We start from the raw sequence: 24108 nt of genomic DNA on the forward strand, positions 1-24108 counted from the left end.
TCGGAGAAATAGAAAATGCCTGGAATTGCGATCGCCTTATTTTTCATCCTAGGTTTAGTTTTAAGTCTTGTTGGCTATTTTTGGGGATTAGTTCAAGCTTTTGGAGAGGAAACTATTTGGGGAGTGCTTTACTTGCTTGTCCCATTGGCATCATTGGTTTTTTATATCAAAAATTGGAGCAACAAAAAAATCAGAAAGACCTTTTTAATTCAATGTGCTGGATTGCTAATGTTTGTATTGGGAGGCATTACTACTTCAGTATTTTATGGCAAAAATTTTGTAAAAGTCTCTGACTCTGGATCTAATGTAGAGCAGGGGTATAACGAGCAATCGCCCTCTTCTTTTCCTTCTGGTTTCAACACTTCTCCATCACCCTATCAAGAGTTATCTCCTGCTTTCGAGTCAGTTCCTGCTGCCGAGCCATCTCCTGCTGTCGCAGCACATGTTTCTGAGCCTAATTCTGCTCGTGTTGCTGCTCAAAATTCTGACTTCAAACAATCGATGAAACTCGGTTATATCTACTACGGGCAGGGAGACTATCAAACGGCTTTAATCAATTTTAACAGAGCTTTACAGATACGTCCGGGCGACGCTTATGCTGTCAAGGCTGTTTACAACACCAAAAGTGCGATCGTCCAAAGCCGGCTCCAATAATAACCGGTGCATTAAAAATTGCCTACAGCGGATAGATAAGTAATCCACATTGTTTTTAAACTCAACCACTAAACTAATGAAAGTTCTCAAGCAAACACCAACTAAACTAACAATTAAAACGGCAAGCGCCTGGGAGGGTTTGTTATTAATTTCTCCCTTCATCCTCATTGGATTATTGCAGATTATTTTAGCTTCAAATTGGATAGGTGGAGGCATATTTCTGTTGTTTTCCCTGTCTTTGTTGGACGGCGCGATAGATGAAACATACATTTTTGATAAAACTTTTAGCAAAATGACCATTAAACGACGGGGTGCATGGCTTCATGATGTTACCGAATGCTCAACTCACGAGATTTCTGCGGTGGAATTAGAGGAAGTGAGAGATAGCGAGGGAAATCGTAGCTATTATGTGGATTTGTGGATGTTCGGGGGCGATCTCCTCTGTTTAAGAAGCTATTCACTAACAGAACAACACAAAATGGCTGACTTGATTCGCATATATCTCGATTAGCGATAATCCCACGCTTAGCAATGTATTTGCCCTGCAAGTCCGTGAATCGTACCTATCCTGCAGGGAATCGCCCAAATTAATAACTAACGATAATTAAGTAGGCGCACATAAACCTGACAATGTAACAAAATGTAAACCGGTACTCACCTGGGTGATTACTTTCCTACGGAGCGCGAAGCTAACGTTTTATTCCACATAACATAATTAATATATTTTTAAGATTCATCTATTTTAAATCATGGAAAGCTATCTTAAACTAAGCCGCAGGTAAACTGGCGACATTTGTTGTCTGTCAGCAATTTTAGTGCTAACCTTTTACCAAAACAAAAGGGGTCATGGCAGAGGACGACTTCAAATAATATATAAGTTAACAATGGGGCTGATCGGGGTGAGTAAGGCGATCTGTAACATCATATTGGGAATATAAGGGCAAGATAAATGAAAATAATCAAGCAAACAGCAAGTGAATTAATAATTCAGACTCAAAGCATATTTGATTTTTGGTTGCCTAGTTGTTTATTCATGGCTTTTGGACTGTTCGGGCTGGCTTTTGATTATCATAAAGCAACCCTGAGCTGCCAGCGATTGCAGGCAAAACAAGGCAGTTGCCAGTTGGTGCGATCGAATTTACTGGGCTCAAAAATTCAAGAAATTGAGCTTGCTTCTTTGCAGGGAGCTAAAGTTCAAAGATGCGGCTATAAAACCAGAGTTGTACTTCTGACATCTGTTGGCTATGTTCCTTTCACTGCTAACTCCCCTAATTGGGGAAGCCAAGACGCTGTTGCTTCTGACATCAATTTTTTTGTTAAAAATGCCAAAGATCGATTGCTGCGCTTAAGCCAAGAAGATCGCTGGTTGGGATGGACAGGAGGCATATTTTTGCTCGCAGCAGCCGCAGTGATCCTCTTGAGAAATAATGAAACCTACAGCTTCGATGGAAATTTAAACACCTTGACTGTTAAACAGCAGGGTTTGTTGGCACGTAAAGTAATTGAATACTCTCTGTGCGAGATTTATGGCGTGGAAGTCGATCGAACCAAAGATCTGCAAAATGACACTTGGTACCAAGTCAGACTGTTAGTTTGTGGAGGAGATCGCATATCCCTGCCCAACACTATGAACCTCTACCAGCAAGAAAAAATTGCCAAAGCGATTAACCACTATCTGAACGCCCAAAAATAAGACAAAATAGCAGATGCCACAAACCCGATTTCTCAAGCTTGCGGACTTACGCAGAAACCGGGTTTTCCACCCCAATTTCACGCGAGTGCGCCATCGCTCCCGTTATAAAAACCCGGTTTCTTTAGGTATCGATCGCACAAGTCCCGATGGGTGGAAACTCATCATCTAAAAAGTGAACAATCGTTCACTTTTTTGGTTCTTGCAACTTCCAACCTGGTTTGACAACTTGCCGGGAACGGGCAATTACTAAACAATCATTCGGCACATCTTCTGTCACCACAGAACCCGCCGCTACAGTAACATCTTCTCCCAAAGTTATCGGTGCAACCAGCACGCTATTAGAACCCGTTTTACTCCGATCGCCTATTTGAGTTTTGTGCTTGTTTTTTCCGTCATAATTCGCCGTAATTGTCCCAGCACCGATGTTGACTTTTTCTCCCAAAGTCGCATCGCCTAAATAAGACAAGTGAGCGACATTAGTTCGATCGCCTATTTGAGTATTTTTCAATTCTACAAAATTGCCGACGCGACAGTTCGCCCCAATTTCTGCGTGTCCCCGCAAGTGTGCGTAAGGGCCAATTCGCGAATTTTCAGCAACCATACTGTCAGAAACCACCGAATAAAGCACAGTCACATTTTCTCCAACCTGACTGTTTTCGATCAAACTGCCGGGGCCGATGCGACTCCCAGAGGCGATCGAAGTATTTCCCCGCAAGTGAGTTTGCGGTTCAATTACCACATCCGGCTGCAACTCTACTGTATCGTCAATGGTGATGCTGTTGGGATCGAGCAGCGTCACTCCCGCCGTCATCCACTTGTCCTTGATCCGCGTTTGCAAAATATCGCAAGCTGTAGCTAAATGTTTGCGATCGTTAATTCCCAATATTTCTTGATAATCTTCTACATCCACCGCCATCACCGGACTGAGGAAATTTACCGTATCAGTTAGGTAATATTCTTTTTGGTCATTGTCTGCCTTCAATTCTGGCAAAATTTTCTCTAAATCCGGCCAGTGAAAGCAGTAAACACCTGCATTAATTCGGTGATTTTGCTTTTGAGCTTGTGTGCAGTCGCGGTCTTCGACAATTTGCTGGACTAAGTTTTGACTGTCGGTAAATACTCGTCCGTACCCTTGGGGATTCGGCAAATTAGCTGTCAATAAAGTAGCAGAGTTTTGGTGCTTTTTGTGAATTGCTATCAATTGTTTGATAGTTTCTGCCCTCAGCAAAGGTACATCCCCATTTAAGACCAACAAGTCTCCTTGAAATCCCTCTAAGTGAGGCAGCAATTGTTGGATGGCATGACCTGTTCCCAATTGTTCAGTTTGTTCGACAAATTCTAGGGGAGGAGATTGAGGATTTTTCCCTGATAATTCTTGACCTCGAATCAGGGATTCTTTAACGAGTTCACCTCGATAACCGACGATGACAAGTCGCCTGGTAATTTGAATTTCTTGACAACTTTGGAGGACTCGCTCAACTAGCGATCGACCGCCTAATTCGTGTAGAACTTTGGGCAAGTCAGATTTCATGCGCGTGCCGCGTCCAGCCGCTAAAATTGCTATTGCTACCATTGTGCGATCGAGTTATTTGCTATAAAAACTTGAATATTGACTCACTGATGATATCACTCGCTGTCCGCTGATGGCACTGCGATCGCACAAATTTTTCATCTAAAATTTCCTATCTCGCATCCGCGCGATCGAGAATTTTTCCAGGCGGATGCTGGTTTTAGGGGCGATGCTTGCAATATCTGGGCTGGCGCGCCCGGTATCAAAAACCTGGTTGCAGCAGCAGTATTTGGCGGCTGAGCAAGACGACTTGCATTCCTCACCAAAAACCTGAATTCGGTTTTTAGCAAGGAATGCAAGTCCTCCCCCAAGGGATGCCAGGCCTAGCGAGAGTGATAATTTGCATCTTTGGGCTGGGATTTGCCACGATACATTATACTATTTGTTGAATTTCAGTTATTGTGTTTTCAACTCAAAAAAACTCTTTCTGAATTTTTTATTGTTTCTGCCTTCTCTCTTCTATCTTCTGCGTTATCAGGTGTCCAGCTATGACAGAGCTTAATTTTCAGGAACTTGCCAAGCAGGGAAATCCGCACGCTATCGCATCTTGGCTCAATAGCCAGTTGCAATCTGAAGGCATCACAGCCTCGGCGAATCTCGATGGCGACTGTTTGGATGTAATTCTTGAGGCCGAGCAGGTACCCATAGAAAATACATTAGTTGATTTTGTCCGCACCGAGCTGACGAATTTGCAGCCGGATTCGATTCGCAAAGTGAAGGTTGAGGGCCGAGAAAGCGGTCAGATTGCTGCTGCTTGGAGTCAAGAGTTTAGTTTGGAAAACAGCACTTTTGAACCAGAGAGCTTTGCAGGAGAATCTGTACCAAATACTGCTGTTGCTAATATGGACGATCGCACAGAGATGGAGAACTATTTTGAGGAAGAAAAACCGCCGGAACTTGCTGCATTTGAGAATCGGCTGCGATCGACTTTCATTGTAGTCGGGCTAGTAACGGGTATGTTGGCGATCGCCGTAGTAGCGTTTGTCGGTAAGATTTTAAACGAGCCGACAGCAACTGCGGGGAATAATCCCGATGAAACAGTAGATGTAGCAACTGCACCAGATACTTTTCGAGAAGCCGTTAACAGCGCACTCAAAGCAGCAGAATTAGGGCGATCGGCAAAAACAAAGGAAGATTGGAAGACTGTTATCGATGGTTGGCAAGAAGCGGTCTCATTAATGAGAAGAGTACCAGTTTCTAGCCCCAATCATCAACTAGCTCAAGCAAAAGTAATCGAGTATCAGAAATATCTACTTTACGCTCAAGAAGCAGCAGTAACCACCCCTCTGCCAACTCCAACTCCCGCACCAGCCGAAAAATCACCTGCGGAAAAAGCAACTCCTAAAAAATCCAATTCGCCCAAAGAAACTTCGGAAAAAGCAACTCCTAAAAAACCTCCTTCCGCAAAAGCAGAACCAGAAAAAAAATCTCCTTCCCGATAGATGTTAAAATATAGATTTGAATAATCATGACAGACAACAACTTCATCGTTTCTCCTGAATGGTTAGCCACCAGTACCGACAATCCGCAAGTTGTAATTATTGACTGTCGGTTTTCCCTTGCCGACCCTGAATTGGGACAAAAACAATATCAAGAAAGTCACATTCCCGGAGCTTTCTATTTAGATTTAAACCGCGATCTCGCGAGTTCAGTGGGCAAACACGGCGGTAGACATCCGCTGCCAAATATTGAAGAATTAGCTGAGAAATTGAGCGCGATCGGCATTAATTCACCTGAAACTTTAGTCGTCGCCTATGACGATTCGCGGCTGGCTTTTGCCTCTCGTTTGTGGTGGCTGCTGCGATATATGGGACACAGCAAAGTCGCTTTGTTAGACGGCGGTTTCAGCGGCTGGAAAGCGGCCGGATATCCGGTAACAAATATTTTACCAGAACCCCGCGAGGGTAAATTTGTTGCTCATTTGCAGCAGGATTTGGCGGTAGATATTGAGGCGGTAAAAGAGCGTAAAGACTTGCCGGGAAAGGTTTTGGTTGATTCGCGAGAAAGCGAGAGATATGAAGGTTTGCGGGAGCCTATCGACCCCATTGCAGGTCACATTCCGGGTGCGGTTAACTATCCTTGGCAAGGGGTGACGGATGAAACTGGAAAAGTGCGATCGGCATCCGAACAAAAACAGCGATGGACAGAATTAGAAAAAGCCGAAGAAATTATTGTTTATTGCGGTTCCGGGGTGACGGCTTGCGTTAATTTACTGTCTTTAGAAATCGCCGGAATTCCCGATGCTAAACTTTATGTCGGTAGCTGGAGTGACTGGTGTTCTTATCAGTTGTAGGGTGCAGGAGCGAGATGATTGTTGACTGTTGACTATTGACTGTGATTTCTAGGGTGGGCACCGCGCACCAAAGCGGGGAATCACTTCGGCGCACCTTACGGGGAATAAAAGGAAAATCAAATATAGCAACAGCCAAGACGGTTAGGACGTTGTTAATGGCTGAAACGATTGATTTTATTGCTTCTTCCTTCTTCCTGACATCCGTTACATCCGTTACATCCGTTGCCAAACTTCCTTCTTCATGACATCCGTTACATCCGTTACAGAATCCGTTGCCGAACTTCCTTCTGCTATAATGCCCTAAAAATCAAAATAAATATAAGGCAAACCGCCTTCGGGAGCCAACACCCACACCGCATACAAACAAAGTGGCACTAACACCAATTTCAGCGGCCAATTTAACTCCAATTTCAAACCCCGACTTAACGCATAATTCCCCAGCATCGCCGCAGCCAAAGCTGCCAACATCCAAGTTAAATGTACTCTTTCCAAACCCAAAGCTTCGCCATAAACTTTCTCAGCAAACTGCACGTCAGCATTGTGTCCCCACAAATGCGAAATCGCCCATCCAGAATCCTTTAAATCGGGAAGGCGGAAAAATATCCAACTACCAAAAACCATCGCCTGAGTCAACAGCCAACCGATCGCAATACCGATCGGATTTTCCCACAAAAACTCGATCCGCAACCGCTTAAACGCCACATCAGTCAGCCTGTGAACCGCCAAAGCTAAACCGTGTAAACCCCCCCACACAATAAATCCCCAAGCTGCCCCGTGCCAAATTCCCGCAATTAACATGACAATCGACAAATTCAGACAAGTGCGCCACAAACCGACTCGCGAACCGCCCAAAGGAAAATACAAATAATTGCGTAGCCAATCGCCTAAAGTCATGTGCCAGCGTCGCCAAAAATCAGCTATGCTGGCACTAAAATAAGGAAAATCAAAATTTGGTGGCAAGTACCAACCCAGCAGCAAAGCTGTACCGCGCGCCATGTCAACATAGCCACTAAAATCGAGATAAAGTTGCAGCCCGTAAGCAAAAATAGCCAGCCACAAATCCTCGCTACCCGCCCGCTGCAAGTTGGTAAAGCTTAAATCGACATAAATTCCCAAGTTATCTGCGAAAAGACCTTTTTTTACTGCACCAAAGGCGATCGTCCAAAGTCCCTCAGAAATGCGATCTGGCGTCGGAAATTGCTGGGTTTTCAGTTGATAGATCAAGTTGTGATACCGAGTAATCGGGCCGGAAATCAGTTTGGGAAAAAACAACTTGTAAGCAGCAAAGTGCAGCAGCGAAGTAGCAGCAGGCGCGCCTCGGTACACGTCAATCAAATAAGCAATGCACTCAAAGCAAAAGAAACTCAATCCCAGGGGTGCGATGACGTGACTTTTCACCCAGTCAGCCCCGTCGATAGCTAAAGGCCAATTGAACAAAGTGCCGATCGAACTCAATAAAAAAGGCACATACTTAAAGCCCAGAAGCAGCAACACATTCAGGCAGATGCCTATCCACAGCAGCAACAAACGGCGGCGGTTCCAAGATTCATTAGCAATCCGCCAATCCAGAGGTTCCCCAATCGCCATCGCTAAGCAGTAATTAAACAAAGCACCGACTAACAGCAGAGGAATGTACCAAATTTGCAGCGAAGCGTAAAAAATTAAACTACCCACCAACATGATGAACAGCCGCCACCATCGCAGCGGAACCAACCAGTAAGCCGCGAACAAAACCAATAGAAACAGGGCATATTGAAGGGAGATGAAAGTCATACCATTTTAGATTTTGGATTTTCGATTTTAGATTTTAGAATTGAGAATGGCTTATTTGGTATGCGTTTGGATCGCGGGCTTACTGTTGCATTATTTTTAATAATCGAGACTTTGCTAAGAACGAGATTTATCATGGGTTTTAGCCGATCGCCCACACAAAAACAGGCCCTCGGTAAGTTCCTACTATATAGTCGGCAACTGAGAACTGCTACATTTTACAGCACAAAGGTTAAATGCTGTTGCAAATTAAATAAATCTTGCCTGCTATAAATTAACTCTCTTACGAACAATATAAAATACGGTGAAAAAAATATAATTAGGTTCGCAGCATCCGACTTCAGTCCCCAAAAGCTACAATGCCTGATATCCTTTCCCTTGGCATCGAAATAATATTTTTCACCGTGCAGGCCTAGCATCCCGCACAGCAAAAAATTGATGTAACCCAAAATGTTTTGAATTAATCACGATAGCAGGTATTTGACAAGTAGTTCTATCGCATTTCAACCCTTCTCAAACCTCAAACTCCGTCAGATCCGGTATCATAATGTCGATAAAAATTGCTTGCGGTTGCTCAAAGAGGAGCCGCACCCAAACGTTCAGCACCGTTGGCGACCTATATCGCAGTACAATGAATTTCTGCCAGCAAGTTTTTCAGCAAATACCGAAAAACTATCTTCATCCTCCCCAATCAAAACTTTTGCTGCTGAATCCGCCGCTGGCGATCGCCCGGAACCCCGCAAGCTACGAGAATGTGCGCTTTTGGGCGATATTTCATCTCCCTTAGCAGCGGACATTTCCAAAGGGTTTTCTTCCTCTCCAGGATACAGAATCGGCAGTGTGACAAAAAAAGTCGAACCCACTCCGGGTGAACTTGTGATTTCAATGCTTCCCCCCAGAAATTCCGCCAGTTTTTTGCACAGAGACAATCCCAATCCCGTGCCTCTGACGCCATTCTGCAAGGGATTTTCTATTTGGACAAATTCTTCAAAAATCCGCCTTTGGTCGCGTGGAGAAATGCCAATGCCCGTATCTGCCACTGAAAAAGTAACTGTTCCCTCATCTCCTATTTCCGCAGCAACTCGAACTTCACCTGCTTCGGTAAATTTGAGGGCATTAGAAATCAGATTTCGCAAAATCTGAGAAACTTTTCCCTCGTCGGTGGTGAGGATTGGAAGTTCGAGAGGATCTTCAAAAATTAGAGAAACGGCAGAGTTTGGGGGAAGCAGGGGGCGCATCATTCCTCGCAGGGCGCTGAACAAATCTTCGACTGCAAAATCAGCCAAGCGAACTGTTAGTTTTCCGGCTTCCACTTTGGCTAAATCTAACGAGTCGTTGACAAGTTCTGCGAGAGACTCGGCGGATTTGTAAATGTAATTTACTTGCTTGTCCTGTTCGGCTGAAAGTTCTCCGTCGAGGCGATTTAACAATATTTCCGAAAGGCTCATAATTGCCGTTAGCGGAGTGCGAAACTCGTGGCTCATATTGGAGAGAAAGCTGGTTTTGAGTTCGCTGGCGCGCCGGAGAGATTCGGCCTTGTCGTTCAATTCGGCGTAAAGTGCCAGGACTCCGCGATTGGTATCTTCTAGTTGTTGATTTAATTGTACGAGTTCTTCTTGACGCTGGCGGAGTTCGTCTAAAGTGCGTAGTAATTCTTGATTTTGCTGCTGAATTTCGGCATAGGGATCTTCGGGAATTTGGCGCGCTAGTTTGTCAACTAATTGATTTAGTTCGATAGAACTCAGCGCCGGCATATTTTTGGAAAACTGTTTAATTAATTGTACAGCCGTTCCGCGATCGGGCGCCGAGTCGATTTTCACTTCGTCCATCAACCGTTTCGCTGCTGCTAAACCAAGTCCCGCGCCGGTTTGCGACCGAAAATTGGGGCTTAACACAGCCGCTAAATCAGCAATTCCCGGCCCCGTGTCGGAAATCCGAGTCCGAAAAATTTGGGGCGATTCCCCTTCCACAATGAATTCTACTTTGCCACCGCCTGCATATTTGAAAGCATTGCGGGCAATTTCGGAAACTGCTGTGGCGATGCGGGTTTGTACTTGGGAATCGAATCCCAGCCCTTTAGCAATTTGGCGAGCTCTTTGCCGTACTTGTACGATGTCTTGTTCAAAACGGACTTCCGTCGTCAGGATTGGGTAACTCACGCTGCTTCTCTCACCTTGGCTACTATAACTGTCATGTCATCGCGAGTGCGTTTGAAGTCCCGGTAGAGCACGGCTGCGATTAAAGCAGGATGTCTGGAGGCTAAACCCGGGTAGCGGTTTAAATTCCACTGCGCCGCCAAACCGTCGGAGTGCATGATGAGTAGGGACTGCTGCGACCAAGGATAAACAAATTCTGCTACTTTTCGCATCATATGTCCAACTGTGCCATTGTAGGAAACCATGGTGCGGCTTTGGTTATCTGTGACCACTACACCGCTGATGTTGCCAATTCCGGCAAAACAAACTGTTTGTTGGGTACGATCGATTTGGGCGATCGCCGCAGCCGCTCCTCTGGTATTTTTTAAAGCAGCGTGCGCCTTCTCTAAAATTGCTTTCGGCCCGAGTTTGGCGTTTTCTTGAAATACGCGCACTGCTTCGCGAGACGCTTCCTCCGCCAAATCCCCGTATCCGAGCCCGTCAGCAACTAAAATCAGGTTTTTGTCAAGGTGATTTTCTTCCGCCCACGAATCGCCGCAAATTTGCTCTCCTACTTTCGGCAGGTGGATGACCCCAAATTCCAAGTAATTGCTGTTTTGGAAGGCTTCCCGGCTATTTTGGGTCGGTTCCAGCCGCGCTAATAAGGCTGTCCCCAGTTTTGGTACAGAATGAATATCAAAAAAAGTAGAGAGGCGTTTAATTGCCCCCAGTCCTGTTCCAGGGCTTCCCGCTGTAGAAAAACCGTCCCGCATACACAGCGCGACATTTGCCATTCCTTGGCCCCGGTCTAGCGCTACTATTTCAATGCTATATCCTGCCGCTGTTTTTAATGTTCGCAGCAAAAGTTCTCCTTCGCGGGCGTGCTTGACCACGTTTTTTGCTGCTTCGGTGGTAACAATTGCCACTTTACCGCGATCGGTATCGTTAAATTCGACTTCGGCCGCCAGGGCGACTGCGATTCGCCGCGCTTCTCCGACTTGACTTTCTTCTGTTACGGGCAAGGCTACGGCATCTATCATTTTTTATCAGTTCTCATAATGAAATCCTCCATACGCCAACCCTCTCCGGGTATGGTGTGGGATTCCAAGAATCACTTCTTGGCTTTGCTGGTTACTCTTTATACCAATTTAAAAAATAATACAACTATACGCAAGCTCCAAACCCCGATGGTCCTCAGTCATTCCCAATGCTGTAATCTAAAATCTCAACTCTCAAATCGTATTACTTCCTCACCGCCAGCGGACGATCGCAATTTTAGTTCCCTTACCCACTTTGGAAACAATCTCAAATTCGTGCATCAACCGCTTGGAACCACTGAGCCCCAAACCCAAACCGTGATTAGAAGTATAACCGTCAGTCATTGCCAATTCGATGTCTGGAATTCCCGGGCCCTTGTCTTCAAATATCAGCCTCAGCCCTTTGCGGGTGCCTAATTGGAGCGTTTCGAGAGTTACAGTTCCCCCTTTGCCGTACTCTACAGTATTGCGGGCGAGTTCGCTGGCTGCGGTAACGATTTTCGTTTGGTCTAATAAACCGAACCCCATTGCTACAGCCCAAGTTCGCACTTGCTGTCGGACGTGGACTATATCGGATGACGATCGGATTTCTAGTGTCTCACGTTTTGACATGGTGGCTACTGTACCAAAATAGAACTTCTCCCCAAAATATAGGACTTACACTCATCAACTTAGTTTCTCCTCATAGGACTTACGCACTTACTACGATTTTCTCTCAAAAGAGAACATAGTGCAGGAATCTCAAACCCTTGATTTAACCCCCTTGAGTGCGTAAGCCCTCTCCTCAGAATTCTTCAGTTTGTCAACAAGGTATCTACAAACAAACAAGGTTTCTTGACTGCCTGTGCCTCAGTTATGGGACAATTAAGCGACTGGTTACGCTTGCTCGTCAACAGGCCAACCCAAGGATTTTCGCAACAAAATCATGCCCTTTTCAACGCTTAAAGCTGTGCGAACTCCTGTCAGGGAAAGCCCCAACTCAACGAGCGTAATCGCAACCGCTGGCTGCATCCCGACCACAACTGTCTCCGCATCTAAAATTCGTGACATACTAGCGATATTGTTAATAATGCGACCGATAAAAGAATCAACAATTTCGAGGGAAGAAATCTCTATTAACACACCTTTGACACCTGTTTTGACGATGCGGTTCGTCAGGTCATCTTGCAGGGTCATTGCTAAGCGATCGTGCATATCTACTTGAATTGTTACTAGCAAGAACTCTCCCATTTGAAGGATCGGTATTCGTTCCACAAATTCACCTATTTGCTAACATTTACTTGATTTATCATGTCAGAACGCAATATTTTTATGTTTCCTCTTTAAGATTTTTTATAGTTAAACCTTGGCGCTGCAGTGCAACTTTAAAAGCATCTGCTAAAGTAGCTTTTGTGAGAATATCCTGTAAGTCAACTCCCAAGTGAACTATGGTTTGAGCTATTTGCGGGCGAATGCCACTGATGATGCACTCAGTACCCATTAAACGGGCGGCAGCGACAGTTTTTAATAAATGTTGAGCAACTAAAGTGTCAACAGTCGGCACGCCTGTAATGTCTAAAATCGCAAATTCGGAGCCGGTTTCCATGATTTCCTGCAACAGAGTTTCCATGACTATTTGAGTGCGGGCACTGTCGAGAGTCCCGATCATGGGTAAAGCGAGAATGCCTTGCCAAAGTTTGACTACGGGTGTTGACAATTCGAGCATTTCTTGCTGCTGGCGTTCAATGACTTCTTCGCGAGCTTTGAGAAAAATTTCTGTCACCCAAAGGCCAAGCTGGTCTAATAAACTGGTGGAAAGCCAAAGTTGTTCGACAAGTGCGTCGCGATTTTCTGTCAGTTCATGACAAAGCCGATCGAACAATGGCTTTTTGAAGCATAAAATGAAACTCGCTATCTCTGAGGGAGTAAAGCCTCTCTGAACGCGCGAGCGCGAAACTTCTGCTAGCAACACCCGCATATTTTCCCATTCGGGTGTCTGGATGTCGCTAAAGTTACCGTGCCCGACTGCAATGTGGAGCAGTTGCAGAAACTCTTGACACTCGGAGCGCAATTCTTTGGCTCTCATCAAGTCGTCCCGCCGCAGCCCGGTATTTTGCAGTTCTTTGAGCCAGTCTGCTAGTAACTCTGCTTTGTGTCTTTGTAGGATTTCCGCGATCGTGTTATTGCTTGTGAGTTCCATTAAAATTATCTCCTGCTTAGCAATTGGGATGAAGTTGTACGAGCGATTCCCTACGGGATAGCTTCGCACGCGCGTACTTTAGCGTTTTTTGATGGGGCAACTTCTGAGTTTAGCTCACTGTTTGCTGTTTGCGATCAAGGGTTAAGTACCTAATTGTAAAATGCGTTTGACGATCGCACTGGTAGAACTCGGAACTTCTATTTCTATCAAGCAAATCTTGCCACCTCCGGCGATAACGGCCGGTGCTTCCGGCAGAGTTTCGACTTGATAGTCGCCTCCTTTAACGTATATATCAGGCTTCAGGATATTTATCAGTTTAGTTGCTGTAATCTCGGAAAAAATTACTACGGCGTCTACTGGTTTGAGAGCGGCTAACACTTCGGCTCGCTGATTTTCCGGTACGATCGGGCGAGGTGGCAATCCCGGCTGCTGCGGTTTGATAGCTTGCACGCTGGCGTCGCTATTCAAGCCCACCACTAGCGATCGCCCCAATTTTTTTGCCGCCTGCAAATAGCGGACGTGACCGCAGTGCAGGATATCGAAGCAGCCGTTAGTAAACACGATCGGACGCCACTTGTCCGGATCGGATGCGATCGATATTTCAAGTTCTCTCAAAGTGTAAACATCAGAAATCATTGCAGTCATTACCACCCAATTTAAACAGCGATCAAAATTATCCTACCAAAAAATGAGATGTTTGCACTTTCGATATTTAAAAATCAATCATTCAATATCCTACTCATTAATATTTGTATCTTAGCAGAAAATTAATTAGTAAATGGTAACTTTTAACCCAGAATGGATAAGTAAAAACTACCGAGGGCGAAGCCGATATGGGAAACATAATTCCTCCGTCAAAAACAGCTACTCGTCTATCGGTGACTGCCGTATCCTGCTGTTGGTAACTGGAGGTTAAAAAGGTGGGTAAACAATTATTTATTCCCGCCCTCTCTGATATCAATTACTATAAGACAAGGGATTTAGTTCCACCGCCTTGGGCAGGCAATCGGGTAGTGAGAACCCTAGGGGGTGAAACCCAGCGAAACGCGCTCCTCCTGTGTCTATTCTTTCTGACACCGCCGCGCGAGCGAAAGCTAGTTAAAAGCTGGAACCTAAGCGTGCAGAGCTAATCTTTACGCTGGATTCGCCAGACTATAGAAGAAGCCAGCAGTTGCTTGCAGCAGTTTCTGGGCGCTATCTTGACCAAGCCTTACAGCCACCCCAGAAGCGCGCAGCCTCCTGTGTCCAACTCTATATAGCTGTGCAGAAACTCGACCTTTTGGGTCGCAACCGCAGCTTGTGAAAACCCAGAGGAAAGTCGAGGTCGGTACCCGAAGCAGCTATTTTGGTGGAAAATAGCTTAACTCCTTGAACAAAATCCACTCAACTACCCCATTGAATCTAACGGTGTAGAATTATCTAACACGAATTATGAAAGCAAGTAATAGCCGTCAATTTTCTTCAGTAGCTGCTCGAACTCTAAAAGTAGTTGGGATTATCTTGATTCTCTCTGCTTTGCTTGACTGCATTGTTCTGTCGCTGCCGGGAGAAACTTCAGACCTTCTCAATCGAGGCTGGCAGTTGGCTGCAGCAACTCAGATAGTTGACAGGGGCATTATTCCTTTGATCGGTATCGCCCTGCTGATGACTGGCTTTTGGGTTGACAGCAGCAGTGGAGTCTCTATTGAGCGACGCAAGGTTTGGCTGGACTTGCGATTCTGGGCGCTGTTGATTTCCAGCTTGTTAGGTCTAGTTTACCTATCTCTGGTTCCCGTTCACCTCAACAATACTCGTTTGGAACTCAAGGATGCTCTGGCTCAAGTAGATCAAGAAGCGGGACAAGCGGAAGGTCAACTTGAGGCACAACTTAAAAGCCCTCAATTTAAAGCTCAGGTAGAACAGCTCAAAAGCCAGCGTCGCAGCCAGATAGGGGCGCTGCTGGAAGACAACGGGAAGCTGCAACAAGCACTCAAGAGTCCAGAGGTTCCCAAGGAATTGAAAGCTGTGCTTGAGGAGTCGAAAAATGACCCGAAAGCCGTTGACAAGTTCCTGGAACAGCAAGCTCAAGCACTTCCGACTCAAGCTCGTAACGAGATTCGCACCCGCAAGCAACAAAAAGAGAAAGAGTTAAGAACTCGATCGAGAAATTCGAGTTTGCAGACGGGAATCACCAGTTTGCTGTTAGCGATAGGCTACATTACTGTTGGTTGGACGGGATTGAGAAGTATGGGAATTCTGCGGTTCGGCCGCCGCAAAAATTGACCAGCGCTGGCAGGGATCACGCTGGTCGAGACATCCCTGAGAAATAGTTTGTTTACCCAATAGTTTGCCCTTACTGAAAGCTGGGAATGTTCTCAATTTATATTCTGACTTACAACGAAGAGATTGATATCGCCGCTTGCATTGAATCGGCGCTGCTTTGTGACGATATCATTGTAGTTGATTCTTTCAGCACCGATCGCACCCTTGAGATTGTTCAGAACTATGCCGTGCAAACAGTGCAGCACCGCTTTGAAACTCACGGACGCCAGCGGACTTGGATGCTCCAAGAAGTCCCCTGCAAGTACGAATGGGTTTACATCCTCGAAGCTGACGAGCGGATGACGCCTGCACTGTTTGCTGAATGCTTAAAGGCGATCGAAAGTCAAGAATATATCGGCTATTACGTAGCTGAAAAAGTAATATTTATGGAGCGGTGGATTCGCCGCAGCACTCAATATCCCCGCTATCAAATGCGTCTCTTTCGCAAAGACCGAGTGTGGTTTACTGACTACGGTCACACGGAACGGGAAGTCTGCAACGGGCCTACTCACTTTTTGAAGGAAACTTACCCTCACTATACTTGCAGCAAAGGTCTTTCCCGCTGGATTGAAAAGCACAATCGCTACTCGACTGACGAGGCGGCTGAAACTCTCCGTCAATTAGAAGCGGGTCAAGTAAATTGGTGGGATTTATTGTTTGGCGCGTCGGAGGTGGAAAGGCGCCGCGCTTTGAAAGATTTTTCTTTGCGCTTGCCTTTGCGGCCTGTGGTGCGCTTTTTCTATATGTATATTTTACTGGGCGGATTTCTTGACGGCCAAGCGGGATTGGCTTGGTGCACGCTGCAAGCTTTTTATGAATATCTAATTTTGCTGAAAGTTTGGGAAATGAAGCATCTACCACTGCCAACTTTAGAGGTAGCAGCCGAACAATCTATTTCGGAAGTAGTAACAGTTGAACCGTCTAAAGTTTCTTATAATCTTGGGGCTTCCGATACTCGAAATTAAAAATTGGGCATTAAAAATTGGGCATTAAAAATTGGCATTGGTAATTAATACAACTTAAAAAAAAACATGATTTACGCACTTCACTGGATGACAACCCCCTCAGAACATAGATCGAATCAAGAATATAGCCCTGATACACATCAGAAAAAATGGTAGTTTATTGTGCCTAATTATCATTGATTCGGCTTGGCACAATTGGAGGATGATTATTGTGGGGAGTATGGGTGAAGCGTCGCACCTGCTGTGAAAATACACGCCTTCGGGAGCATGGGCAAACCTACAAAAAAAATTAAAATCCTCCCGCTATTATGCAACGCTCCGCCATCAGTAGGTCTTTTGACGGGTTTGTCACCCCGTCCAGATATTCACCACAACAACAAAACAAAAAAAACCCGATTTCTTGGAGAAACCGGGTTGCTGAATACCCTCAAATTTTTAGGTTTAATAAAGTTTTGATTCTTCTTAACTCAAAACTCTCACGACTCACAACTTAAAACTCTTGAGATTTTGCTGTTGTTTTTGCCCGATCGAGCTTTAAAATCAACACCCCCAAAGGTGGCAAACACAAGTCGATCGAATAAGCACTGTTGTGGAACCACCACTCCTCAGTCCACTTACCGCCCAAATTCCCCATATTGCTGCCGCCGTACTCCCGCGCGTCGCTGTTAAACAACTCCGTATAGAAACCTGGTTCCGGCACTCCTACGCGATAGTGAGAGTGCGGCTGGGGCGTAAAATTGCACACGATCACCACAAACTCGTCGCCATCCTTCTCTCGGCGCACAAATGCCACGACACTGTGTCGGTTGTCGCTGCAATCAATCCACTCAAACCCATCCTCAGCAAAATCTTGACTGTAAAGTGCCGTTTCGCTGCGGTACAAATTGTTCAAATCCTTAAAAAACAGCTTCAACTTTTGGTGCGGCTCAAATTGCAGCAACTGCCACTGCAAATCCCCCCAAACGTTCCACTCGTGCCACTGACCAAACTCCATCCCCATAAAGATCGTTTTCTTTCCGGGATGAGTAAACATAAAAGTAAACAAACACCGCACGTTTGCAAACTTTTGCCATTCGTCCCCTGGCATTTTCCCGATGATGTGAGCCTTGCCGTGGACTACTTCATCGTGGGACAAAGCCAGCATGAAATTCTCGCTGTGGTTGTACCACATACTGAAAGTTATGTTGTTCTGGTGGAACTGGCGGAACCACGGGTCCATGTGGTAATAGTCGAGCATATCGTGCATCCAACCCATGTTCCACTTCAGGTTGAAACCCAAACCACCTACATAGGTCGGCCAAGATACCATCGGCCAAGAGGTAGATTCTTCGGCGATCGACAGCGCACCAGGGAAATAGCTAAAAATGACGTGATTCGCCTGACGCAGAAAATCTGCCGCCTCGATATTTTCCCTGCCTCCATACTGGTTGGTCAGCCATTCTCCCGGTTCACGGCAGTAATCCAAATAAAGCATCGAGGCTACGGCATCTACACGAACCCCGTCGATGTGGTATTTGTCAAACCAGAACAGAGCGTTTGATACTAGGAAATTCCGCACTTCGTTGCGGCCGTAGTTAAATACTAGGGTTCCCCACTCTTTGTGTTCGCCCTTGCGGGAGTCGGCGTGTTCATACAAGTGAGTTCCGTCAAAGAAAGCCAAGCCGTGGCCGTCTTTGGGGAAATGTCCCGGTACCCAGTCCACGAGTACGCCAATGCCGTTGGCGTGGCACTGGTCAACAAAATACATGAAATCTTCAGGTTTGCCGTAGCGGGAAGTTGGGGCAAAATAGCCGGTGACTTGATAGCCCCAAGAACCGTCGAAAGGATGTTCGGCTATGGGCAGCATTTCGATGTGAGTGAATCCCAAATCTTTGACGTAGGGTATCAGCCGATCGGCTAATTCCCGGTAAGTCAGAAAGCGCGCCCCGGGATTGAGTTCCGAAACCTGCACGGGTGGTTCTATTTCCCCATTTGGTCGCACGGCGGGTTCGTCAGTCGCGGCGTGCAGCCAAGAACCGATGTGGCATTCGTAAACCGAAATCGGCTGCGTCAGTGGGTCTGTGTGCCGCCGCTTTTCGATCCAAGCGCTGTCGTGCCAAGTGTAGGTGTCTAAGTCGGTGACAATTGATGCTGTTTTAGGCCGCACTTCTTGCTGGAAACCGTAAGGATCGGACTTTTCGTAGGGATGTCCGTCTTGGTTTTTCACTTCGTATTTGTAGGAAGTTCCCACGGATAGTCCCGGAATAAATAATTCCCAGATGCCGTTTTGCGATTTCCGCATTTGATGTTTGCGGCCGTCCCAATAGTTGAAATCTCCTAAAACAGATACGTTGCGGGCATTGGGAGCCCAAACGGCAAAATATACTCCTGTGATGCCGCCTACCTCGGTGAGGTGCGCCCCGAGTTTTTCATAAATGCGGTGGTGATTGCCTTCTGAGAATAGGTGCTGGTCGAATTCTGTGAGTTTGGGCGATCGAAAGGCGTAGGGATCGTAGATGAAGCGCTCGTGTTCCCCTTCTTTGACCCGCAATTGATAGTTTGCTAGTTCTGGGGTGTCGATCGTACATTCAAAAAAGTGAGGGTGATGCTCTGATTTCATCGGGTATTGGGCCCTGGCCTCCGGCAAAACTACGGATACCGCATCCGCATTCGGCAGATAAGCTCGGACGACCCAGACTTTTTTGCCATTTTCTTCGATCGCGTGAGGGCCTAGCACTTCAAATGGATCGTGGTGCTGATTCCAAACAATGCGGTCAATCTGTTCAAAGGGGACGGTCGCGGGCATAAAACTACTTACCTCAATCTTTTAACTAAATGGCTTTCAAAACCTAGAGTGGCGCTGCACTTTACATTTCGATACATTTTTGATCGCTGATCCTACCACTGATTAGCATGATCTTGCCTGCAGCAGCTCCAGCGCGCGCCCTTGCACACACAGCAGGCTGTTGCCTTGCCGGCGGCCGAGCTGGGGTTTTACTGCTAACATCTAAGTATAGAAATATTAAAACAAATTGAAAAATTTATATTTTTTCCCAAAAACCCTTGACTTATTACTTAATATGTGATATTAAAAGTTTTTAAACTCTTGTCGATTTGCCACTGCAGGAAAGTCAACCCTGTAAGTGTTGGGCAGCAGTTAATAGTTTACCTGGAATTTTCATGCAGGGGCGATCCCCCGATCGGTAGACTTTGATCTCCCGGAGGCTGGGTTTGCCCACAAAGCCCATGAATTGGGGCAATAGGTTCAAACAGCAAAGGATGCTTAACTCGATATTGAAGAACCAAAGCTAAAGGACTCAGCATGGCGACAGCAGCAAGGAATATCTGCCATGCTCAAGGCATCGCCTACCAAACTAGCACTGCACCATCCTACCAGCGACGGTGCAATAGGTTTAAAGCAGCACTCAGGCGCAACTGGAGCGAGTTTTGCCGAGGCAGGGTTAATACCGAACTGGCGCGGCGTCAATTGAATCACTAAACTGGCCCAAAACAGACAGCTCGATGTGCTTGCCCGCACCGGGGCGAAACTCGTAGTCAACAAATCGAGTAGCAATGCCGATGCTGTCATCGAGCCAGTTTTCGAGCATCCAAGTTTGTGCTTGCTTTCGTCTCGTCTGCGGGTAACAGCGGCGGGGAAGGAAAGCGAGACTCGATCGACAGTGCCAAATTTGCGTCGAGTCTGCGAGATCCTCCGGTTGATATTCAGTTGAGGCAGCAGCACTGGCAATGTCCTCAAACATCCTGTCACAGGTTTGAGTTTCAAGACCTGCAGACCGGGAGTCATTCGATTTGAGATTTGAGATTTGAGATTTGAGATTGACACCACGGATAAATCCGGGGGCTTGAGGATGCAAGGATTTTGGATCTGGCATTGATTCCACGGATAAATCCGGGGGCTTGTACCATCAAGAAATTCTTGGTCAAATTTTATACTTGAAAAGGAATGTTTTTGTAACGCAGCGAATCAGCGGACTTTGCTGCGGTAAGGGGACGTACTGAACTTTAGTAGTAAAAGCATCAGACAATCACTACCACCCAACTTGAGACCTAGACCGATGAGATGAAAAAATGGGAGGAGCGAACCATTTTTCACCCCGAGGCTAGGCTCGTTGGGCACCGACTCCGGCAGAGCCCTTGTTAGGGCTTTTTAGGAGTAGGGGCAGGGCTAGTAGTTGGAGTGGCCTTTGGAGATGGAGAAGAAGCAGCAGGAGGAGTAGTAGTAGTAGTGCCAGGGCCGCCCGGAGAGGGGCTAGAGCTGGGGGTGGTGGTATCTCCTCCGCAGGCGCCGAGGGCTACTGCCAAGCCCACTACCAAAGTCAAACGAATTAATCCCTTGTTCATAAAAACTCCTTAACATTGAAAACCCATCGCAAGGAAGGGAATAGTTTACTTGAGAAACAATGCTGGCACGAATAGCTCAACGATTCGCTCGTTGATTACAATACTGCATTTATTCATAAATTTCACATAGATTATCGCTAACCAGCAAAGATTTCTTTTTTTTGGCAAATCCTGAAGTCAAAGAGACCAGTGGTAGGATGGGTTGGTTGGCTTGTGAGGTATCTTTGGTAAGGATAACCGATCAAACGCAGATGGCCACCACTGGCGATCTGGGAGACAAAAAACTCTTAACCTCAATCAAGCTGAAGCTACCCCACTTTACGTATTGGTGAACTCTATGACCGCTGCTATCAGATCCCCCGATTCTCCCCGCTCCCGATCGACCCGCAAGCCCGCTGCTGGCGCAGCCAAAAGCAAAGTTACTTCTATTGCCCGAGCTAGGCGGGCGAAGACAGGACCGGTATTGCCGAACTACTCGCCAGCCGACGAACAGGCTCAGGCTCGATCGTCCGCATCGGTGATCAAAGTCTTGCCCGAACGCCAGCAGCAGCCAGTGTGGTTGCGATCGCTCCTGCAGGCACAGCGCGCCTCCTCAGTGGTAGCAGTTATGCTTTTGGGCGGAGCTCTGAGTCTCTACGGCTTGACTGTTTACGGCGAGCAGCGCTGGAGTCAGGAGTATCAAAAACTGGAAACTCTGCGCCTCCGGGAACAGCAATTGAGTGCTTCTAGTGAAGTCTTGAAACACCAACTGGCTAAAGAAGCCCAAAATCCCGAAACCGGTTTGGCTCCGCAGAATCCTGGGGACACGATTTTCTTGCAGCCGGCCCCTGAAACTCGATCGCCCGTCGCGGCACCAAATTCTGAACCCGCTCTCAAGAAGGGAGCCGGTGTGGAAACACCGCTGGGCTATTAAACCTGTGTCAAAGCGGAGAGCGCCCGAGGGCCTGAGTGTCCGAGGGCCTGAAAATTCGAGGTGTAATTTCCTTTTTGACTTTTTTGCAAGTCGCGATCGATTTTTCTGCTTCCAACCGGAAGTTACAGATTAAAAATAATAAGACCCCTTAAAAAAACAGAATCCAACTGTAGGTGTGATCCCAACCCTGCTCATTCCCAAGTTGTAAATTTTATATTTTAAGATTTAAGTTATAAATTATAAATTCTAAAACGCTCTAACTTGCTATTGAATTTTTAATGCCATGAGCTACGACCCCCGTTTTGACCGCTACAGATCGCCGAATTTCAAACGCACAAAACAGGCGGGCGCTCGCACTGGGTGGGAAAAACCAGCCAAACCTAAATCTTCGGGCAGTTTCGGCCGATCGCCACAACAGACGGCTGCATCTTGGGGGCGACCGGTGGAGCGTTTAAAGCGCAGCAAGTTCCGTTTGTGGGCCGTGTGGGCGGTGTTGATGCTGGGGGGGCTGGGGCTGGCTGTGAATTTGTTTTATCTGCAGGTGACGCGAGCTCCGGCGCTGCGTAAACAGGCCGAGCAGCAGCAAACTCTCAAAACGAAGCCGTTTGTACCGAGACGCCCGATAATTGACCGCGCAGGGAATGTTTTGGCGATCGACAGACAGGTGTACACGCTCTACGCTCACCCGAAGTTGTTTAACCACTCGAAGGCGGAAATTGCTGCTAAATTGGCTCCGATGCTGGCGATCGATCTGACTCCGGGAACTACGTCGGAAACTGAATTGATACGCAGGTTTAATCTTGCTGAAAGCGGTATTACAATTGCGGACTCTCTGCCTCAAGAGGTTGCCGATCGCGTCGCTCAGATGCAAATAAAAGAGAGTCTGGTCGATGGCTTGGAGTTGCTGCGACAGCAGCAGCGTTTTTACCCGCAGCAGGAGTTGGCGGCGGATATCCTCGGTTATGTGGACGGGGAACGGAAGGGACAAGCCGGGGTGGAATACAGCCAGCAGAATTTGTTGGAACGATCGATGCCGTCGATTCAGTTCAGCAGGTCAAGCAATGGGAATTGGGTTCCCGATCGGCTGACGGCGGGATTTGTGCAGCTTGATGACTTGAAATTGCAATTGACGATCGACACTCGCTTGCAGCGGGCTGCCCGAACTGCGCTTAAGGAAAAAATGAAGCAACACGATGCGAAGCGGGGCACGGTGATTGTGATGGATGCCAGTAACGGGGAATTGCTGTCAGTTGTAGCGGAACCTTCTTATGACCCGAATCAATATTTTAATTTCGATTTGTCGCGCTATAAAAATTGGGCTGTAACTGATGTTTATGAGCCTGGTTCGACTTTTAAAGCGATTAATGTGGCGATCGCTCTGGAAGCTGGTGCGGTGAAACCTAATACTGTGTTTAAGGACGAAGGTCGGATTTACATGGATGGCTGGACTATCCAAAATTCCGATTACAAATTCGTAGGCGCGCGCGGCCCTTCGACTGTTACTGAGATTTTGAAACATTCTAGCAATGTGGGGATGGTGCACGTAATGAGAAGTATGAAAGCTTCTCTTTACTATCAAGCTTTAGAAAAACTCGGACTCGGACAAACGGCAGGGAGTGATTTGCCTTTTGAAGTAAGCAGTCAGCTTAAAAATCGAGAGCAATTTATTAACTCTCCGGTGGAAGTTGCTACTACGGCTTTTGGGCAAGGTTTTTCGATTACTCCGATGCAGTTGGTGCAGCTTAACGGGGCTTTGGCTAACGGTGGCAAGTTGGTGACTCCTCACGTTGTGCGGGGACTTTTTGATAGGGACGGTGAAGCTTATTGGAAGCTTCCAAGGGCGGTCCCCAAGCAGGTTTTTTCGCCGGAAACTACTAAGCAGGTGTTAGAAATGATGGAAACTGTGGTTGATGGTGGTACCGGGAAAGCTGCACAAATTCCTGGGTATCGGATTGCTGGAAAAACGGGCACGGCTCAAAAAGCTAAGGCTGGTGGGGGTTATTCTGACAAGGCGATTATTACTAGCTTTGTGGGGATTATGCCTGTGGAGGCGCCTCGGTATGTGGTTTTGGCGGTGATTGATGAACCGAAGGACGGTTCGGGGGGTACGGTGGCGGCGCCGATTGTGGAGTCGGTGATGGAGGCGCTGATTTCTATTGAGAAGATTGCGCCGAGTAAGAAGTAGTGGATTATATAGCCTTTCTCAGTAACATGAGGTACTCATAGGCCTCCGTGGGCATAGGGCATAGGCCTCCGT

At 46.7% G+C, this 24108-nt stretch carries 21 protein-coding genes; 10 read left to right on the plus strand and 11 right to left on the minus strand.

Going from position 1 to position 24108, the window contains the following annotated elements:
* Positions 1–15: 15 nt before the first annotated feature.
* From NDI35_RS00635 to NDI35_RS00645, 3 genes are all read left to right on the plus strand, one after another.
* Positions 16–654 carry a hypothetical protein gene (locus tag NDI35_RS00635; RefSeq protein ID WP_445311041.1) on the plus strand — a complete coding sequence of 213 codons (639 nt, stop codon included), beginning with the start codon at positions 16–18 and terminating at the stop codon, positions 652–654.
* 76 nt (positions 655–730) lie between these two features.
* Positions 731–1165, plus strand: a complete 435-nt coding sequence (locus tag NDI35_RS00640) for a hypothetical protein (RefSeq protein WP_445311042.1) — start codon at positions 731–733, stop codon at positions 1163–1165.
* A 438-nt stretch (positions 1166–1603) separates the two neighbouring features.
* Positions 1604–2347, plus strand: a complete 744-nt coding sequence (locus NDI35_RS00645) for a hypothetical protein (RefSeq protein WP_445311043.1) — start codon at positions 1604–1606, stop codon at positions 2345–2347.
* Positions 2348–2531: 184 nt separating this feature from the next.
* Here NDI35_RS00645 and glmU read toward each other — a convergent pair whose 3' ends face one another.
* Positions 2532–3920, minus strand: coding sequence for a bifunctional UDP-N-acetylglucosamine diphosphorylase/glucosamine-1-phosphate N-acetyltransferase GlmU (gene glmU / locus NDI35_RS00650; protein WP_445311044.1), 1389 nt, complete (start codon positions 3918–3920; stop codon positions 2532–2534).
* A gap of 485 nt (positions 3921–4405) precedes the next feature.
* Between glmU and NDI35_RS00655 the strand changes: the two genes are divergently transcribed.
* Both NDI35_RS00655 and NDI35_RS00660 read left to right on the plus strand, forming a co-directional pair.
* Positions 4406–5359 carry a hypothetical protein gene (locus tag NDI35_RS00655; protein ID WP_445311045.1) on the plus strand — a complete coding sequence of 318 codons (954 nt, stop codon included), beginning with the start codon at positions 4406–4408 and terminating at the stop codon, positions 5357–5359.
* Between the two features lie 26 nt (positions 5360–5385).
* A complete protein-coding gene (locus NDI35_RS00660) occupies positions 5386–6210 on the plus strand; it encodes a sulfurtransferase (RefSeq protein ID WP_445311046.1) in 825 nt (274 codons plus the stop codon).
* Between the two features lie 300 nt (positions 6211–6510).
* On the opposite strand, the gene NDI35_RS00665 is transcribed toward NDI35_RS00660, so the two are convergent.
* The 7 genes from NDI35_RS00665 to rfaE2 form a co-directional block, all read right to left on the minus strand.
* Positions 6511–7983: an MBOAT family O-acyltransferase gene (locus NDI35_RS00665; protein ID WP_445311047.1), complete on the minus strand. Its 1473-nt coding sequence runs from the start codon at positions 7981–7983 to the stop codon at positions 6511–6513.
* A gap of 596 nt (positions 7984–8579) precedes the next feature.
* Positions 8580–10139: an ATP-binding protein gene (locus NDI35_RS00670; protein ID WP_445311048.1), complete on the minus strand. Its 1560-nt coding sequence runs from the start codon at positions 10137–10139 to the stop codon at positions 8580–8582.
* On the minus strand, positions 10136–11155 hold the full coding sequence (locus tag NDI35_RS00675) for an ATP-binding SpoIIE family protein phosphatase (RefSeq protein WP_445311049.1): 1020 nt from the start codon (positions 11153–11155) through the stop codon (positions 10136–10138). Before NDI35_RS00675 ends, NDI35_RS00670 begins: the two co-directional genes overlap by 4 nt.
* A gap of 210 nt (positions 11156–11365) precedes the next feature.
* The gene (locus NDI35_RS00680; RefSeq protein ID WP_333108114.1) at positions 11366–11764 is read right to left on the minus strand and encodes an anti-sigma regulatory factor; all 399 of its coding nucleotides are present in this window, start codon (positions 11762–11764) and stop codon (positions 11366–11368) included.
* Positions 11765–12028: 264 nt separating this feature from the next.
* Positions 12029–12406, minus strand: coding sequence for an STAS domain-containing protein (locus NDI35_RS00685; RefSeq protein WP_445311050.1), 378 nt, complete (start codon positions 12404–12406; stop codon positions 12029–12031).
* Between the two features lie 55 nt (positions 12407–12461).
* A complete protein-coding gene (locus NDI35_RS00690) occupies positions 12462–13331 on the minus strand; it encodes an STAS domain-containing protein (RefSeq protein ID WP_445311051.1) in 870 nt (289 codons plus the stop codon).
* 141 nt (positions 13332–13472) lie between these two features.
* Positions 13473–13967 carry a D-glycero-beta-D-manno-heptose 1-phosphate adenylyltransferase gene (gene rfaE2, locus NDI35_RS00695; protein WP_445311223.1) on the minus strand — a complete coding sequence of 165 codons (495 nt, stop codon included), beginning with the start codon at positions 13965–13967 and terminating at the stop codon, positions 13473–13475.
* A 795-nt stretch (positions 13968–14762) separates the two neighbouring features.
* On the opposite strand from rfaE2, the gene hpsJ-B reads away from it, so the two are divergent.
* Complete coding sequence (hpsJ-B, locus tag NDI35_RS00700; RefSeq protein ID WP_333171618.1) at positions 14763–15593, plus strand: hormogonium polysaccharide biosynthesis protein HpsJ; 831 nt, start codon at positions 14763–14765, stop codon at positions 15591–15593.
* Between the two features lie 86 nt (positions 15594–15679).
* Positions 15680–16597 (plus strand): glycosyltransferase family 2 protein, encoded by a 918-nt coding sequence (locus tag NDI35_RS00705; protein WP_333040020.1) that lies wholly within the window; start codon positions 15680–15682, stop codon positions 16595–16597.
* Positions 16598–17087: 490 nt separating this feature from the next.
* Here NDI35_RS00705 and glgB read toward each other — a convergent pair whose 3' ends face one another.
* Complete coding sequence (gene glgB, locus NDI35_RS00710) at positions 17088–19382, minus strand: 1,4-alpha-glucan branching enzyme (RefSeq protein WP_445311052.1); 2295 nt, start codon at positions 19380–19382, stop codon at positions 17088–17090.
* Positions 19383–19926: 544 nt separating this feature from the next.
* Between glgB and NDI35_RS00715 the strand changes: the two genes are divergently transcribed.
* Positions 19927–20067, plus strand: coding sequence for a hypothetical protein (locus tag NDI35_RS00715; protein ID WP_445311053.1), 141 nt, complete (start codon positions 19927–19929; stop codon positions 20065–20067).
* On the opposite strand, the gene NDI35_RS00720 is transcribed toward NDI35_RS00715, so the two are convergent.
* Positions 20038–20469, minus strand: coding sequence for a hypothetical protein (locus NDI35_RS00720; protein ID WP_445311054.1), 432 nt, complete (start codon positions 20467–20469; stop codon positions 20038–20040). The genes NDI35_RS00715 and NDI35_RS00720 overlap by 30 nt on opposite strands.
* A gap of 265 nt (positions 20470–20734) precedes the next feature.
* On the minus strand, positions 20735–20938 hold the full coding sequence (locus tag NDI35_RS00725; RefSeq protein WP_445311055.1) for a serine protease: 204 nt from the start codon (positions 20936–20938) through the stop codon (positions 20735–20737).
* 337 nt (positions 20939–21275) lie between these two features.
* Between NDI35_RS00725 and NDI35_RS00730 the strand changes: the two genes are divergently transcribed.
* Positions 21276–21851, plus strand: a complete 576-nt coding sequence (locus tag NDI35_RS00730) for a hypothetical protein (protein WP_445311056.1) — start codon at positions 21276–21278, stop codon at positions 21849–21851.
* Positions 21852–22134: 283 nt separating this feature from the next.
* A complete protein-coding gene (locus NDI35_RS00735; RefSeq protein ID WP_445311057.1) occupies positions 22135–24036 on the plus strand; it encodes a peptidoglycan D,D-transpeptidase FtsI family protein in 1902 nt (633 codons plus the stop codon).
* Positions 24037–24108 lie beyond the last annotated feature (72 nt).

The organism is Microcoleus vaginatus FACHB-2002, from assembly GCF_040004035.1.
Lineage (GTDB): Bacteria > Cyanobacteriota > Cyanobacteriia > Cyanobacteriales > Microcoleaceae > Microcoleus > Microcoleus vaginatus_C.

Bases quoted from the DNA above. Each gene is read 5' to 3' on its own strand.
- NDI35_RS00635 (WP_445311041.1), top strand. From the start codon at position 16: ATGCCTGGAATTGCGATCGCCTTATTTTTCATCCTAGGTTTAGTTTTA.
- NDI35_RS00640 (WP_445311042.1), top strand. From the start codon at position 731: ATGAAAGTTCTCAAGCAAACACCAACTAAACTAACAATTAAAACGGCA.
- NDI35_RS00645 (WP_445311043.1), top strand. From the start codon at position 1,604: ATGAAAATAATCAAGCAAACAGCAAGTGAATTAATAATTCAGACTCAA.
- glmU (WP_445311044.1), bottom strand. From the start codon at position 3,920: ATGGTAGCAATAGCAATTTTAGCGGCTGGACGCGGCACGCGCATGAAA.
- NDI35_RS00655 (WP_445311045.1), top strand. From the start codon at position 4,406: ATGACAGAGCTTAATTTTCAGGAACTTGCCAAGCAGGGAAATCCGCAC.
- NDI35_RS00660 (WP_445311046.1), top strand. From the start codon at position 5,386: ATGACAGACAACAACTTCATCGTTTCTCCTGAATGGTTAGCCACCAGT.
- NDI35_RS00665 (WP_445311047.1), bottom strand. From the start codon at position 7,983: ATGACTTTCATCTCCCTTCAATATGCCCTGTTTCTATTGGTTTTGTTC.
- NDI35_RS00675 (WP_445311049.1), bottom strand. From the start codon at position 11,155: ATGATAGATGCCGTAGCCTTGCCCGTAACAGAAGAAAGTCAAGTCGGA.
- NDI35_RS00680 (WP_333108114.1), bottom strand. From the start codon at position 11,764: ATGTCAAAACGTGAGACACTAGAAATCCGATCGTCATCCGATATAGTC.
- NDI35_RS00690 (WP_445311051.1), bottom strand. From the start codon at position 13,331: ATGGAACTCACAAGCAATAACACGATCGCGGAAATCCTACAAAGACAC.
- rfaE2 (WP_445311223.1), bottom strand. From the start codon at position 13,967: ATGATTTCTGATGTTTACACTTTGAGAGAACTTGAAATATCGATCGCA.
- hpsJ-B (WP_333171618.1), top strand. From the start codon at position 14,763: ATGAAAGCAAGTAATAGCCGTCAATTTTCTTCAGTAGCTGCTCGAACT.
- NDI35_RS00705 (WP_333040020.1), top strand. From the start codon at position 15,680: ATGTTCTCAATTTATATTCTGACTTACAACGAAGAGATTGATATCGCC.
- glgB (WP_445311052.1), bottom strand. From the start codon at position 19,382: ATGCCCGCGACCGTCCCCTTTGAACAGATTGACCGCATTGTTTGGAAT.
- NDI35_RS00715 (WP_445311053.1), top strand. From the start codon at position 19,927: ATGCTCAAGGCATCGCCTACCAAACTAGCACTGCACCATCCTACCAGC.
- NDI35_RS00720 (WP_445311054.1), bottom strand. From the start codon at position 20,469: ATGCCAGATCCAAAATCCTTGCATCCTCAAGCCCCCGGATTTATCCGT.
- NDI35_RS00725 (WP_445311055.1), bottom strand. From the start codon at position 20,938: ATGAACAAGGGATTAATTCGTTTGACTTTGGTAGTGGGCTTGGCAGTA.
- NDI35_RS00730 (WP_445311056.1), top strand. From the start codon at position 21,276: ATGACCGCTGCTATCAGATCCCCCGATTCTCCCCGCTCCCGATCGACC.
- NDI35_RS00735 (WP_445311057.1), top strand. From the start codon at position 22,135: ATGAGCTACGACCCCCGTTTTGACCGCTACAGATCGCCGAATTTCAAA.